Source organism: Salinisphaera sp. LB1 (assembly GCF_003177035.1).
In the GTDB taxonomy this organism is placed as follows: Bacteria; Pseudomonadota; Gammaproteobacteria; order Nevskiales; family Salinisphaeraceae; genus Salinisphaera.
In genome coordinates this window covers 1,276,215-1,290,973 of record NZ_CP029488.1, presented here as the reverse complement: position 1 = coordinate 1,290,973, position 14,759 = coordinate 1,276,215, and the positions used below count along the sequence as shown (strand labels likewise).

Annotated in this window: 15 protein-coding genes; 12 read left to right on the top strand and 3 right to left on the bottom strand. The window is 63.5% G+C overall.

Going from position 1 to position 14,759, the window contains the following annotated elements; genetic code table 11:
* The first annotated feature begins 126 nt into the window (after positions 1-126).
* Genes SALB1_RS05845 through tesB form a run of 3 tightly spaced genes read left to right on the top strand, consistent with a single transcriptional unit; the run spans position 127 to position 2,024 of the window.
* Positions 127-585 (top strand): PaaI family thioesterase, encoded by a 459-nt coding sequence (locus SALB1_RS05845; RefSeq protein WP_109993012.1) that lies wholly within the window; start codon positions 127-129, stop codon positions 583-585.
* Positions 582-1,112: a PaaI family thioesterase gene (locus SALB1_RS05840; protein ID WP_109993011.1), complete on the top strand. Its 531-nt coding sequence runs from the start codon at positions 582-584 to the stop codon at positions 1,110-1,112. The genes SALB1_RS05845 and SALB1_RS05840 overlap by 4 nt, the downstream gene beginning before the upstream one ends.
* Before the next feature lie 27 nt (positions 1,113-1,139).
* Entirely contained in the window at positions 1,140-2,024 is an 885-nt protein-coding gene (gene tesB / locus SALB1_RS05835) for an acyl-CoA thioesterase II (RefSeq protein WP_109993010.1), read from the top strand.
* Positions 2,025-2,123: 99 nt separating this feature from the next.
* On the opposite strand, the gene SALB1_RS05830 is transcribed toward tesB, so the two are convergent.
* The gene (locus SALB1_RS05830; RefSeq protein ID WP_109993009.1) at positions 2,124-2,942 is read right to left on the bottom strand and encodes an IclR family transcriptional regulator; all 819 of its coding nucleotides are present in this window, start codon (positions 2,940-2,942) and stop codon (positions 2,124-2,126) included.
* Between the two features lie 261 nt (positions 2,943-3,203).
* Here SALB1_RS05830 and glpQ point away from each other — a divergent pair, with 261 nt between their 5' ends.
* The 9 genes from glpQ (at position 3,204) to SALB1_RS05785 (ending at position 13,011) form a co-directional block, all read left to right on the top strand.
* A complete protein-coding gene (gene glpQ, locus SALB1_RS05825; protein ID WP_255414506.1) occupies positions 3,204-4,148 on the top strand; it encodes a glycerophosphodiester phosphodiesterase in 945 nt (314 codons plus the stop codon).
* Positions 4,149-4,629: 481 nt separating this feature from the next.
* Positions 4,630-5,385 carry a DeoR/GlpR family DNA-binding transcription regulator gene (locus SALB1_RS05820; protein WP_109993007.1) on the top strand — a complete coding sequence of 252 codons (756 nt, stop codon included), beginning with the start codon at positions 4,630-4,632 and terminating at the stop codon, positions 5,383-5,385.
* Between the two features lie 126 nt (positions 5,386-5,511).
* Positions 5,512-7,002, top strand: coding sequence for an extracellular solute-binding protein (locus SALB1_RS05815; protein ID WP_109993006.1), 1,491 nt, complete (start codon positions 5,512-5,514; stop codon positions 7,000-7,002).
* A 98-nt stretch (positions 7,003-7,100) separates the two neighbouring features.
* A complete protein-coding gene (locus tag SALB1_RS05810; RefSeq protein ID WP_109993005.1) occupies positions 7,101-8,039 on the top strand; it encodes a carbohydrate ABC transporter permease in 939 nt (312 codons plus the stop codon).
* A 2-nt stretch (positions 8,040-8,041) separates the two neighbouring features.
* Positions 8,042-8,905, top strand: a complete 864-nt coding sequence (locus SALB1_RS05805) for a carbohydrate ABC transporter permease (protein WP_199678707.1) — start codon at positions 8,042-8,044, stop codon at positions 8,903-8,905.
* A complete protein-coding gene (locus tag SALB1_RS05800; RefSeq protein ID WP_109993004.1) occupies positions 8,902-9,204 on the top strand; it encodes a hypothetical protein in 303 nt (100 codons plus the stop codon). The genes SALB1_RS05805 and SALB1_RS05800 overlap by 4 nt, the downstream gene beginning before the upstream one ends.
* Before the next feature lie 7 nt (positions 9,205-9,211).
* On the top strand, positions 9,212-10,330 hold the full coding sequence (locus tag SALB1_RS05795; protein WP_109993003.1) for an ABC transporter ATP-binding protein: 1,119 nt from the start codon (positions 9,212-9,214) through the stop codon (positions 10,328-10,330).
* On the top strand, positions 10,327-11,457 hold the full coding sequence (locus tag SALB1_RS05790) for an ABC transporter ATP-binding protein (RefSeq protein WP_109993002.1): 1,131 nt from the start codon (positions 10,327-10,329) through the stop codon (positions 11,455-11,457). The genes SALB1_RS05795 and SALB1_RS05790 overlap by 4 nt, the downstream gene beginning before the upstream one ends.
* A gap of 387 nt (positions 11,458-11,844) precedes the next feature.
* Positions 11,845-13,011, top strand: a complete 1,167-nt coding sequence (locus SALB1_RS05785; protein WP_109993001.1) for a YbfB/YjiJ family MFS transporter — start codon at positions 11,845-11,847, stop codon at positions 13,009-13,011.
* A gap of 6 nt (positions 13,012-13,017) precedes the next feature.
* On the opposite strand, the gene SALB1_RS05780 is transcribed toward SALB1_RS05785, so the two are convergent.
* Positions 13,018-13,350 carry a hypothetical protein gene (locus tag SALB1_RS05780; protein WP_109993000.1) on the bottom strand — a complete coding sequence of 111 codons (333 nt, stop codon included), beginning with the start codon at positions 13,348-13,350 and terminating at the stop codon, positions 13,018-13,020.
* Positions 13,351-13,381: 31 nt separating this feature from the next.
* Entirely contained in the window at positions 13,382-14,746 is a 1,365-nt protein-coding gene (locus SALB1_RS05775; protein WP_109992999.1) for a wax ester/triacylglycerol synthase family O-acyltransferase, read from the bottom strand.
* Positions 14,747-14,759 lie beyond the last annotated feature (13 nt).

The window sequence follows — 14,759 nt, the reverse complement described above, 5'->3', positions numbered from 1 at the left end:
GGCCTCGCCTCGGTGGGCCGGCGCGGCCGGCCGCGGCATCTTCGTCTTGCTTGCAGTCTACGTGTAATCGCAGCGACCCGTTGCGTCGGGGTGACAGCGGCCGCTGCCCTCGCTATCTTCCCAGCGATGGCTGACAACATCGACAAGACCGACCCGGCGGTACGGCGCGAGATCGCGCAGCGTTTCACCGCGGCCATTCCGCACAACCACGCCATCGGGCTGGTGCTGGTCGATGCCGGCCCGCCCGCAGTGCATACCCGGCTGGCCTATCGCGAGGCCTTCCTGGGGGACGTGGAAGCCGGGCTGTGGCATACGGGGGTCGCGACCACGGCCGCCGATTCCAGCTGTGGCCTGGCGGCGTTTCTGGCCGTGCCGGGGCTCGAAGCGGTCGCCACGCTGGATCTGCGCATGGACTATCTGCGGCCGGCGGTGGCCGGGCGCGATCTGGACGTGGTCGCCCGCTGTCATCACGTTACCGGCCATGTCGCCTTCGTCACGGCCGTGCTGCATCAGGGCGATCCCGACCGGCCGACCGCGCGTTGCACGGCCAGTTTCATGCGCACCGGCGGATCGGTGCTCGCATGAGGCGTTCGCACGCGCCGCCCGATCGCAGCCTGTCCGACGCCGCTGCGCGACGATTGTGCGACGCGCGTGTCACCGGCGACTACGAGGCGCTGCTCGATGCCATTCCGTTCGCGCGTTTTCTCGGCCTGCGTGTCGTCGTCAACGGCGCGGCCCGTCGTTATGTCATGCCGTACCGCGACGCGCACATCGGCAATGCCGCCAAGCCCGCGCTGCATGGCGGTACGGTGGCCAGCGTCCTGGAACTGGCCATGCAACTCGAGACGCTGATCAGCCAGACCCAGCCGCGTCTACCCGATCCGGTGGATTTCACCATCGATTACTGGCGCGCCGCCGGGCCGGCCGACTGCCATGTGGCGGCGCGTGTGATCCGGGCCGGGCGGGCCGTCGCCCAGGTTCAGGCCGAATGCTGGCAGGACGATCGCGAGCGTCCGGTGGCCTTCGCCCGCTGCAATTTCATCATGCGGACGGGCGCGCCCGATCAGCGCGGGCCGAGTGCTCGTGCGAAATCGCCACAGCCTCTAAACTGACGCGCTCGTTATACCCGGAGGGTGAATATGGCTGACAAGCCCGAGGCGTTGGTCGCCGATCTACTGGCCCAGCTCGATCTGGAAGTGCTGGAGGATCGGCTGTTTCGCGGCAGTTCGCGTAATCTGGGCGGTCGCAGCGTGTTCGGCGGCCAGGTTGCCGGACAGGCCATGGTGGCGGCAACGCGTACGGTCGAGCCGGGCCGGCTCGCCCATTCCATGCACGGTTATTTCCTGCGCCCGGGCGATATGGACAAGGCCATCGTCTACGAAGTGGACAATATCCGCGACGGGCGCAGTTTCGCCGCGCGCCGCGTCCAGGCCATTCAGCACGGCCGTCCGATCTTTTCCATGCTGGCCTCCTTCCATGCCGCGGAGGACGGCTATGTGCACCAGGCCGAGATGCCGGACGTGCCCGGCCCGGAAGGCCTGGCCAGCCACGACGAACTGCGCCACGCCTGGGTCGACGCGCTCGACCGCGTGCCCGAGTCCCTGCGCGAGGCGGTCGGCCGGGAAGTCGCCATCGATCTGCGGCCGGTGCACCCCTGGAACATGCTGGCACCCGACCGGCGCGAGCCGAAGCAGTACGTCTGGTTTCGTGCCAAGGCGGCGCTGCCCGCCGATCAAGCCCTACACCGGGCGGTGCTGACCTATGCCAGCGATTTCAATCTGCTGACCACCGCCCAGCTGCCGCACGGTGTATCGTTCTTCACGCCCGGCATGCAGATGGCGAGCATCGATCACGCGCTGTGGTTTCACGGCGACCTGGCGGTCGACGATTGGCTGCTCTATGCCATGGACAGCCCCGGTGCCCAGGACGCGCGCGGCCTGTCGCGCGGCCTGATCTTCACGCGCGCGGGTCGGCTGGTCGCCTCGGTGGCACAGGAAGGGCTGATCCGGCATCGGCAGCAGTGATGGGCCTCGCCCCGTCACGATCGGCCGGGCCCGTGACGGCTCGGCCCCCGCTGGGCGGAAGAGGTGTGTTCCCGGCCGGATTGCCGGACCGGACGCGACTCAGCCGTGAGCGCCGTGGCGAGGGTCGGTGATTCCGGCCGGCCCATCGGCAGCGCCAGGCGTGCCGGGTAGATGGCCGAGCGCGGCCGAGATACGCGCGCCGGCCGCCCGCACCCGGGGCTGAACTTCTTCGGCCATGCGCTGACGGCCAAGCCGGCTGGCGGTGGCGGTCACGCTCAGGCCGGCGACCGGCTCGCCGCGGAAATTGCGGATCGCGGCGGCCACGCAGCGGATGCCCTCTTCGTGCTCTTCCATGTCGTAGGCGCAGCCGCGCCGGCGAATCGTTGCCAGTTCGGTGCGCAGTGCTGCCGGCGAGGTCAGCGTATGCGGCGTGTAGGCGATCGGCTCGAGCCCGGCGATCACGGCTTCGCGTTCGGCTTCCGGCCGTTCGGCGAGAACCGCCTTGCCGATGCCGGTGCAATACACCGGGGCGCGCTTGCCCACCGCCGAAAACAGGCGGATCGACTGCGTGCTTTCCAGCTTGTCGAGATAGATGATTTCGTCCCCCTCGAGCACGGCGAGATGGACGGTCTCGCCGAGTTCGGCCAGTAGCGCGGCCATTTCAGGGGCTGCGGCCCGCCGGATATCCAGCCCGGCCCAGGTTCCGGCGGCGAGCGAAAGCAGGCCGAACCCGGGGCGATAGCATCTATCCTCGGCGTCCAGCCGCACCAGCCCCTGGCCGCCCAGCGTCGCGAGCAGGCGGTTCACGGTCGCCTTTGGCAGCCCCGATGCGCGCACCACGTCGGAAAACCGGGGTGGCCGATCGGCGTCACAGATGATGCGCAACAGCCCGCAGGCCCGTTCGACGGAAATCGTCATATCGCCACTCGTTATTATTCGGGTCGGCGGAATAACCGACCCGAAATGTGAATCGGGCGGTTGCGTCGCGTCAAGCGTTATGGCGGATGGGCATAATTCGTATCGCTTAGGATGCACCGGGGTTGTACAGCATGAAATGGCGGCCCCAGCGGGATTTTCGATCGCCGATTTAATCGGGCGGACCACTTCCGGTGACCGGCGGCGATGGGCGATGTCGACGCACTGCGATACGCTGGCGTTCTGATTCCTGCCGGCCGCGTCATGGCTGACACCGACAAGATCGTCATCGCGCATCGCGGCGCGAGCGGCTACCTGCCCGAACATACGCTGGCCGGCTACGCCATGGCCTATGCGCTGGGCGCGGACTACATCGAGCCCGATCTGGTGTCGACCCGCGACGGCGAGCTGATCTGCTGCCACGATATTCATCTGGACCGGACGACCGACGTGGCCATGCGCTATCCCGGCCGCGCCCGCGGCGACGGACGCTGGTATGCCGCCGATTTCACCCTGGCGGAAGTCAAGACCCTGCAAGCGCGGGAGCGCGTCGACGAACACGGCGCGCGGGTGTTCCCGGGGCGGTTCGATGCCAATGCCCACGGTTTCACAGTGCCGGCTTTCACCGAACTGCTGGATCTGATCGCTGCCCTGAATCGCCAATCGGGGCGCCGTGTCGGCGTCTACCCCGAAACCAAGTCGCCGGAATTCCACGGCGCCGAAGGCCTCGCGCTGGAGCCGACGCTATTCGCGGTGCTGGCCGAATATGGTTATACCGGGCCGGACGCGCGCGTATTCTTGCAGAGTTTCTCGCCCACCAATCTGCGGCTGATGCGGCAGGAAATGAGCAGCGAACTGCCGATGATCCAGCTGATTGGCGACACCGCGCTCGAGGCCGACTGGATCACGCCGGCCGGACTCGACGCGATCGCGACCTATGCCAACGGCATCGGCCCGGACAAGTCATTGATTGTTGCCGGCAACGGAGCCCTGGTTCACAACGCCCACGAACGCGGCCTGCTCGTGCATCCATACACCTTCCGTGCCGACCAGCTCGGCGAAGGTTACCCCGATCTCGCAGCCGAACTCGCGGCCTATTATTTCGACTACGGCGTCGACGGCGTATTCACGGACTTCTGCGATATCGCGGTTCAGCTTCTTAATCCGAGCCCGGAACCCGACATGCTCAGCGCCGCCAGAGCCAGTTAGGCCGCGCCGCCCCGCGCAGCGATCACGCGCCATCGTGATCCCTGCGATCCCGCGAGCTCGGCGCCTGCCCTTTTACCAATCGATGTACGCCCCAGGCCAGCTCGGCCTCACTTCGTGGATTGCGTGGAAGCCCTGTTTTTACGGCGATCCGTAAGCGCGCACTCCGCTCGCCGACGCTGATACCCCAGCGTACTCGTGTTTGCCAGTCGCTGTTGGTGCCGGGCCATGCCGCCGCCGTTGGTGGTCCCATGTCTTGCGCAAGCTCGAAGGGTTTTGGGCGGTCGCCGGTTGCCAACGCGATGCTGTGTGTACAACGGCAACAGACCCCAGGTTCGTTTATCACAGAATTAATGTGACAGTTGTGGCTTAGACCAATCGCTAGGTGACATTTGCGAACAGTTCGATATGTTGTTTATAACGTTGTAAGCGTTACATCGAACAGATCTGATGTGGTGGTTGCGCCGGCAAGGCACGAGGGGCCATGGAACGACAGACCGAAATACTCGATTTCCTCTGCGAGCAGGAAACCGCCAGCGTCGGCGAGCTCGCCGATCATTTCGGTGTGAGTCGCATGACGATCCATCGCGACATCAGCCGGCTGGTCGATCTGCGATTCGCACGCAAGGTGCGTGGCGGGGTGACAGTTCTGCCGAGCGTGGTCTTCGAGAGCAATTATCACTACCGCGCCCGACGCAGTTCGGCCGACAAACGGGCACTGGCACGCCGGGTCGCCGAATTCATCGAGCCGGGCATGACGATCATGCTCGACGATAGTTCCACGACGGCGGCACTGGTTGAGTTTCTGCCGGAATGCCAGCCGTTGACGATCATCACGAACGCCGCAGCCCTGGTGGAGATGCTGCGCGACGACGACGGCTACACCGTGATCTGTCTTGGCGGCCGTTACGACGCGACCATGAACGCCTACCTCGGCATGACCTGCGATCTGGCGCTGGAACATCTCAGCGCCGATCTGGCCGTGTTCTCGGTCGCTGGCGTGCAGAAGGGGGCGGGTTATCTACAAGAGGATGCCCTGGTTCGGACCAAGCGCACCATGAAGGCCAGCGTCGAACGCAGCGTGCTGGCGTTCGATCATTCGAAGTTCGGTAAATCGGCGCTGCACAAGTTCGCCCGGCTGGATTCCTTCGATCATGTGCTGACGACCGCTGGCGCCGATCGGGTAGTGCTCGACGAACTCATCGCGGCGGGCGTGCCATTGGAGGTGGTCCCGAACTAGCGCATCGCGTTGACGGGTGCGAGCTTCGCCTGTGGCTCGCCATGTCGAGCCACGCCGGATCGCGGACACCACTTGATAATCGAATCTTGTTAGGTCTGCTGCAACTGCGAGAAAACGGAGGGAAAAATGAACGAATTCGATAACAACCACGCTGTGAAGAGCTGTCTTTCCACGGCCGGTATGAGCCGGCGAAAACTGCTGAAGATGGCCGGTCTCGGGGCGGCCTCGCTGCCATTTTGGGGCAGCAGTGCGCTGGCGATGGCCGAATCGCTCAAGGGCGCGAACATCAACGTCGAGATTCTCGGACTGGCCGGCTGGCCACCAAGCGCGATGTCGACCAAGATCGGCAATACGATGTTTGCGCCCTACGCCCAGAAGAAGCTGGGCTACCAGGTGCATTTCTCCAGCGCCCAGGCCCCGTTCGAACAGTTGTTCCAGAAGGCCGCGACCTCGCTGGCCACGCACTCGGCCGAATACAATCTGCTCATCAGCGATTCGCAATGGCTGGGGGCATTCGCCACCCCGGGCTGGATTCTCAAGCTCAACGACATCATCGACCAGAACCCGGATCTGAATATCGACTGGTATTCGGATATCGTCACTGACGGTTACATGGCTTATCCGCAGGGCGAAAAGAGTATCTATGGCCTGCCGCAGGAAGGCGATGTGATGGTGATGTATGTCCGCAAGGACATGCTCGAGGACCCGAAGGAAAAAGCCGCCTTCCAGAAGAAGTACAACAAGAAGCTGCCTCAGACCTTCGATGAGTTCGAGGCTCTGACCTGGGACGACTACAAGGACGTGATGGCGTTCTTCACGCGTCCCGACAAGAATCTGTATGGCATCGGGCTTCAGTATGCCAAGACCTACGATAACTTCTCCTGCTACTACTACCCGTTCGTGTTCTCCAAGGGCCAGCACATCTGGAACCCGAAGACGCGAAACGTACAGGGCATTCTCAACACCGAGCAGAACGCGAAATCGCTGGAAGAGTTCGTCGCCCTGCAAAAGTATTGCCCGCCTGGCTCCAACCAGGTCGGCATTCCGGAACTGGCCGATCTGTTCACCAAGGGCAAGGTGTTTTCCTGCATCCAGTGGGCGGCGATGGGCCCGACGATGATTCCGGACGATCTCCGCGGCAAGGTCATGGTGGTTCCACCGCCCGCGTTCCAGGTCAATGGCGAGAAGAAACGCACCTACACACTGGGTGGTCAACCCTGGGTGATCAATGCCTTCAACAGCAAGGAGCAGTTGGCGGCGGTCATCGATTTCCTGAAGTACTGGTACGCCAAGGACACGCAGCTCGAGTTCGCCAAGCGGGGCGGCAACCCGTGTGTGAAGTCGGTGCTGGAGTCCGATGGTTTCGATGACATCCAGCCGTGGTTCCGGGCCTACAAGTACATGTTGTCCGAGGGCCGTACCAAGGACTTCTGGCACGATCCGAACTACGCCAAGATGCTCGATGTCCAGCAGGAAGCGTTCACTGCCTATGCGGCCGGCAATGCCAAGGATCCGAAGCAGGTCCTGGATTACATCGCGTATCAACAGCAGAAGATTCTCCACGACGCGGGTGAAACCAAGCAGGCGCCGAAGGGGCCCGCGCCAAGCCTGAGCTAGTACGGGGCCACGGCCGGCCGGCGCTTCGGGCGATTCGTCGCCCGGCGCCGGCTGCGCCGTGATTACGCCGATCTGTCTGCTGGAAGAAATCCGCGATCATGAGTGCCAATTCAAACAGCGCTGTTCAAGTTGCCGGCGGCCGACGATCCTTCTCGGCCTTTATCAGTCATCATGGCTTTGTCTGGGGGCTGCTCGCGCCGGCGTTGATATTCTTCGCCATCTTTAACGTCATACCGCTGATCTGGATGGTGGGGCTCAGTTTCTACAACTACACCCTCACCACCGGCAGCCCGCCGATGTACACCGGGCTCGGCAATTACACGTCGCTGTTGGCCGACCTGTCCGATTGGTCGGCCTTCAGCCGGACGTTCATCTTCATGCTTCTGACGGTGTCGCTGTCGGGGTTGATCGGTTCGCTGCTGGGGCTGTTCTTCTGGGGTAGCAAGGGCCTGCCGGGACGGCGCGTGGCGTTGACCATGCTGTTTACACCGATGCTGCTCACGCCTGCTTCGGTGGGTGTCTTCTTCAAGTTGATGCTCAATCCCAACTTCGGCGTTATCAGCTATATCGCGCAATTATTCACCGGGGCACGCGTCGACTTTCTGTCCCATCAGCTGTCGGCCGAAGTCGTCGTGTTGCTGGTCGACGTCTGGATGTGGACGCCGTTCATGACGCTGATCACGCTCGCCGCGCTGGCCTCGGTGCCGCAGGCGGAGTTGGAAGCGGCCCGGGTGGACCGGTTGAGCTGGTTGGCGACCTTGAGGCGCGTCATATTTCCGCACGCCAAGTTCATACTGATGCTGGGACTGCTGCTGCGCACGATCGACGCCTTCAAGACCACCGATGTCGTGTTGTTGCTCACTCATGGCGGCCCCGGGGCATCGACGGAATTGCTGGGCATGCGGATCTACCGGCTCGGCTTCAATTCACTGGACATGGGTAGTGCATCGACGATGGGCGTGGTCGCACTGATCATCGCGATCGGATTTACCTCGCTGTATCTCTATGTGCTCAGTCTCAAACGGGTGGAGGCATAAGCATGGCCATGACCGAAAACAATCCGCGCGCGGGCGCCGCGGCTGGCCTGAAGCGAGCGGCCTATTACACAAGCCTATGGGCGATCGCGCTGATTTTCTTCCTGCCGGTGCTCTGGATCCTGTTGTCTTCGCTCAAATCGACCGACGAGATGTTGTCCAGCGTGCCCACCGTCATTTTCAGCCCGACGTTCGACAACATCGTGAACGCTCTCCATCGCCCGGAATTCATCCCGGCTTTGATCAACAGCGTCATTCTCTCGGTGGTCTCGGTCGTGCTGGCGGTGGTGGTGTCGTTCACGGCGGCCTACGCGATTTCGCGGTTCAAGCCGAAAGGCTCCGATTTTCTGATGTTCCTGCTGCTGAGCATGCGCATGGTCCCGGCGGCCGCGGTGATCATCCCGCTGTTTCTGATGTTTGTGCAGTTCCACTGGAAGGGCAGCTATCTTGGCCTGACCCTGTTCTACACCATGTATTCGATTCCCTTCTCGCTCTGGATTCTGAAAGGGTTTCTGGACGGTGTATCACAACGTTTCGACGAAACGGCGTTGATCTGCGGTGCCAATTATCTGCAGATCATGTTCGGCATCATCCTGCCGCAGGTGCGTCCCGCGTTGATTGCGGCGTTCATTTTCAACGTCATCTTCGTCTGGAACGAATTTCTCGTGAATTACATCGTCGGCGGTTCGTCGACGCAGAACGTCCCCGGCCTGCTCGCGACCGGCATGTATTCCGGTGGCAGCGTGGACTGGACGTTCATGGCGGCCACGACAACGATCTACATGATGCCGGTCATCGTCATGATCTTTTTCTTCCAGAAATATCTGCTGGTCGGGATGACCTTCGGAACGGTGCGAGGTGAGGTATGACCCGGGATACGTCCATGCCGGCTGCGTCGCGATTCATAAAGACGACCAAGACATGCCTGGCGATTCTGCTGCTGGCCTCGCTCGTGTTGATCGCGCAGCGCTCCAGCCGGCTCGTCTACGACATCGGGATTCTGCTGGTGATCGTCACCGTGCTCCTGGGGTTCACGTTCAACAATCTTCCCGAAGATTCGAGCTTCGCGGGCATCGTCAAGGGGTTGATCGTCACCTGGGTCATCACGGGCGCTGTCGTGGGCATCAGTATCTTCAGCGCGCCCTTCCTGACCATGCTCGGCCGTTAGGTGTTGCATGACTGAACGAAACAGCCTTTCCGTTACCGGGGTCAGAAAGAGCTTCGGGCGCGATCGCATACTCGAGGATGTCAATGTGGCGGCTGGCGAGGCGCAGTTGCTGGTGATCTGCGGCCTGCCGTCGACCGGCAAGACCACGCTGGCACGCGTTATCTGCGGGCTGGAGCAAGCCGATGCCGGCCAGGTGCATATCGCGGACCAGGATGTCACCGGGCTCAAACCGGCCGCCCGCAATATCGGCTATGTGCCGCAGTCTTTCGCCTTGTTCCCGAACATGTCGGTGTACAAGAACATCGCCTATCCCCTGCTTCGCGCAAGGCAGAAGAAAAGCGATATCGTCTCCCAGGTGCGTCACATGGCCGAAATGCTCGGCATCGACAGCCTGCTCGACAAGCGAGTCGACCAGATATCCGGAGGCCAGAAACAGCGGGTGGCCATTGCCCGTGGTCTGGTCAAGAAATGCGCCCTGTATGTGCTCGACGATCCGCTGGTCGGGCTGGATTTCAAGCTTCGCGAGCAGCTGGCCCTAGATCTGCGTCTGTTGCAGAAGCAGATCGGCGCGACCTTCGTGTATTTGACGGGCGACCCGCTTGAGCCGCTCATGCTCGGCGATAACGTGGCCGTGCTCGCGGGCGGTCGCATCCAGGAAACTGCCGCCGCGGTCGATGCCTATAAATCGCCGCAATCGGATGCCATGGCGCGCGTGCTCGGACTGCCGCGGGCGAATTTCGTCGAGGCCCCGATAACCGATGCGCGCCGCCGGGTCGCCTGCGATCTGTTCACGTTGGAGGTGGTGGATCCCGCCGCGCTGCCGCGCTCGGCCGACCGCATCCGGATGCTGATCCGGCCCGAGCATGTCGGATACGGGGACCCGCCGCCCGACGCCGTGCATTTTTCGGCCGAAGTGCGATTGATCGAGGACATCGGCGTCGATTCGGTCATTCATCTGCAGACCGCGGTGGGCAAGCTCGTTGCCTGCCTGCCGAGCGCCCGGGTCAGAGCGTCCGATGCGCTGCGTGGAACGGTTCGGATGTGGGTCCGGCCGGCCAGGATTCGCGCCTACGGCATCGATTCGGGAAGGGTTATGAAGTGTACGTTCCGGGCGAGTGAGCAATGAGCAAGATTGAACTGGAGTCCGTGACCAAACGCTATGGCTCGGTGGTCGCGGCGAATGCCATCAGTGCCGTTTTCGAGGAGTCTTCGCTGACGTGCCTGCTCGGCCCGTCCGGCTGCGGCAAGACCACCCTGTTGCGCATCATCGCCGGACTGGAGACGCCGGACGCCGGCCGCGTGCTGTTCGACGGCGAAGATGTGACGCATCTTTCCGTCGGGCGACGGGATATCGGCATGGTTTTTCAGTACCCGGTGGTCTATCGGGGCCTGACGATCTACGAAAACCTGGAATTGCCTCTGATGCAGGGCGGTGGCGGGAAGCTGTCTGCCCAGGAAAGACGCGAGCGGATCGATCAGCTGCTCTCGATACTGAATCTGACATCCAAGGCCAATCGCGTCGTGGATGGACTGGATAACGAGTCCCGCCAGAAAACCGCGGTGGGGCGTGCCGTGGTGCGCCGCCCGAAAGTGGTTATTTTCGATGAGCCCGTGACCAACGTCGCGGTCGACGCCAAGATCGAGATACAGCGCGGTATCAAGCAGCTTTCCCAGGAAATCGGCCAGACTATCCTGTACGTCACACATGATCAGACCGAGGCCATGACGCTGGCCGACAAGATCATACTCTTGCAGTCGGGCAACATCGTTGAAAGCGCGAATCCCGTCGATGTCTACAACAACCCCGAAAGCGCGTTCGGTGGCTATTTCCTGGGCTCGCCGGGGATGAACTTCATCGACGCGGCGGTGAAACGCATGGAACACGATGCATCGGCCCGGGTTGAGTGTTCGGTTCTGTCGGAGCCGTTGTGGATTCGCGCCGGCGATTCGGATAGCTGGATCGACGATGGCGCAGTCCGGGTCGGTATCCGGCCGGAAGAGATACGCATTGTGGAACCAGCCACGCCCGGAGCCATCCAGGGCCAAGTCAAGGCTGCGGCGCTAACCGGAGGAGGGCGTTGGTTTCTGGACTGCGTGACCGCAGCCGGCGATGAATTTAAGATGCTTTCGTCTGCCGACTATGATCTGAGCGAGCCGGACAAGGAGAATTGGTTCCTGTTCGATAAGTCGGTAGTGCGGCTGTATTCCGAAACAGGCCATCGGGTTGGGTTCGAGACCCTGCATCAGGAATGATCCCGCAAGTACAGAAGTATCTCGGTCCAGGAATTCGATAGTTAGTCAGTAAGCCGTTCGATCGCGTCGGCGGGTTAAACGCAACAGCCGTCTTCGAAAACACCGGAGCGGCGGGCGAATCGGCCGGCGCGCTACGATATCCCGCTTCAAGGGCAGGATCGCGATCCGCGGCGCATCGTCGGGTTCGTGCGACCTATGGACGCTCCTTGCGTGATTTGCTGAGACGTAGCTCGACGTTTGCGTGGGCAGCGCCGCGAGACGCAGGGTCCGCTCGTCACGAGGCGCTGCATCCGAATTTGCGGTTTGAAAATCACCGGTGCTTGCCCGCCGCGCTGCCGTCGTCAAGCCGTGGCAAACTGACATTCGACTTTCTCTATTTATCACTTCATGGGCACGAAAACTGCGGGCCGGCTCGGCCTGGCGGGCGGTATCTGTACGCTGCTGGGCGTCGGCCTGGCGCGTTTTGCGTATACGCCGCTGATCCCCGCGTTAGTCGATGCTGGATGGTTTTCGACCCGTGCCGCCGATTATCTCGGCGCGGTCAATCTTCTGGGCTATCTGGCGGGCGCGGTGCTGGCGCATCGCGTGACCGAGCGCTTCGGTGTACGTGCCGTGCTCGCGGCCAGTCTGGCTGTGACTGTTGCCAGCTTTTATGGTTGTGCGCTGGATTGGGGCGCGATCTGGTACGGGGTCTGGCGTCTGGCCTGTGGCGTGAGTGGGGCGATGCTGGTGGTCGTCGGCGTGCCGGCGGCGTTGTCGCGGGTGCAGCCGGGCGAGCGTGCCGGGACCGGCGCGCGCGTGTTTCTGGGCATCGGGCTCGGGATCGCGGTTAGCGGTACGCTGGTGCCGTGGTTGATCGATGTCGGCATCGCCGCGGCGTGGCTGGCCTTCGCGCTGGCCGGTACGGCTCTGGCCTTATGGAGCTGGTGGGCGGTATGGCGTGACCTGGCGCCGCTGGATCGTCACGCGGCGCATACCGGGCAGGCCGCGCCGTTGCCTGGCCTGACGTTGTCGCTGGTGATCGCCGCGTACGCGCTGGATGCGGCCGGATTCGTGCCGCACACCCTGTTCTGGGTCGATTACATCGCCCATGAGCTCGGCCGCGGGATCGCCGCCGGCGGACGCTACTGGATCGTGTTCGGTGCGGGGGCGATCTGCGGGCCGTTCGTGGCCGGCGCGCTGGCGCGCCGGCTCGGATTCCGCACCGCGCTGGCGGTCATCCTCGGCGTCAAGACGGCGGCCGTGGCGCTACCGCTGGCCTCCAGCGCGCCGGTGGCGCTTGGCGTGTCGTCGTTCGTGGTCGGCATGCTGGTGCCGGCCAGTGTCACGTTGACCTCCGGTTCGTTGGCCGAGCTCGCGCCGCCGCAGCGTCAGCAGCAGGTCTGGGGTTGGGCGACGCTTGCCTTCGCCGTGCTGCAGGCGGTCGCGGCCTACGGCATGTCCTCGGTTTACGACGATTGGGGCAGCTATCGGCCGTTGTTCGCGCTGGCGGCGGCCGCGCTCGCCGCGGGCACGATATCGGCCGCGCTGGCGGCGGCGCGGCACGACGGCTGAACGGCCTCAGCGACCTTTCGGCCGCCGGATGGCGGGCCGGAAGCCCGCGGGCTTGTCGACGATCCAGGCCACGAACTGGGCGATCTCGGGATGGGCCAGCAGATCGGCTCGGGTGTTGTACACCTCGGCGAGTGCCTTTTCGTCCAGTACGGCGTGGATGTGGCTGTGGCAGGGTCGGCAGAGGTGCAGGATACGGCCGAGACGATCGTCGCGATCGAAGCGTTTGCGGATGCGTTTGAGTCGATGCGTGCGGCGCGGAATCAGATGGTGTCTGGTGGTGCGCACGCCGTGTCGCCCGCACAGCTGGCACGGGCCGGTCATGCCGTTGGCGCGGGCCATGCCGGCGTCTCGCCGGGGCGCGGGCGGGCGTTCACGAGGTCGCGGGCAGGCCGGCCGTCTGTTCCAGTTCGTCGAGCGCGTCGCCAAGATATTTCAATAGATTCTGCATCGAGGGAAGCGCGCGCCGACAGGCCATCAGGCCGAACTCGAGCATGTCGCGATAACTGACGAGGCTGATGTTGAGCGCCTGGCCATCGAGCACGATCGACATCGGATACATGCCGAGCATCTCGGCGTCGCCGAAATACAGCGTGTTCTCCGGCCCCGGCACATTGGAGATGACCACGTTGAACGACTGACGGCTCGGGGCGAGGCCGGACAACAGGTTCAGCCCGGCCGGCGCGGTCATCGTGGCGACCACGGCCATGATCTGCTCGGCCGACATGCGTTTGTAGCGGCGTTTCCAGTAATCCACGCTGCGCTTGATCGCGGCCAGCCGCTCGGCCGGGTCGGCGATGTCGGTCGCCAGGTTGGCATAGATCAGGGCGACCCGGTTGCCGGTGGCGTCCTCGGTGTCATGCAGCGAGATCGGCAGCATGGCGATCAGCGGGGCCCGGGGCAGGGCGTCCTGGTCGATCAGGTAACGCCGTAGTGCGCTCGAGCATAGAGCGAGTACCACGTCGTTGACGGTGGCGCCGAAGGCGTCGGCGACGCCGCGGATTCGCGTCATCGAGTACCCCTGCGCCGCGAACCGGCGCGAGCCGCTGACCGGCCGGTTGAGAATGCAGGCCGGGGCCTCGGCCGGTCCGGTGAAGTCCGGGTCGTGGCGCGCGTCGTACCAGGCGTCGTACAGCGACCGCGCGGCGGCGGGCAGGGCCGCGGCTTGCCGATAGCTGCTCTGCAGCATGGCCACGCCCGCGGACCAGGGGCGCGGCCGTGTTTTCGCCTGTGGTGGGAGCTGCCAGGGCACGCGAAAATGCTCGCGACCGGGATCGATCGACAGAAAACGCCGCAGCACGCGCATGGCCGAAATGCCGTCCATCATCGAATGATGGAACTTGGTGTAGATGGCGAAGCGGTTGTCGGTCACGCCTTCGATGACATAGACCTCCCACAGCGGGCGTGCCCGATCGAGCAGGGCGGCGTGCAGCATGGAGACCAGTGCCAGCAGGTCGCGGATCGCGCCCGGCTCCGGCAGCGCCAGATGCCGCACGTGATATTCCATGTCGAAATCGTGATCGGCGCGCCAGAAAGGCTGGCCGAGGCGATACTTCAGTCGCTTGTCGAACGGTGGCTGGATCGCGTTCTGCGCGCGGGCGCGGTCGACCAGTTGATGTACGTAGTCGGCGGGCGCGTTGTCGGGAATGGAGAACAGCTGCAGGCCGCCGACGTGCATCGGCTGGTTGCGGCGCTCGAGGCGCAGAAAGATCTGGCTTATCGGATCGACAATCGACATGGATCGCCTGCGA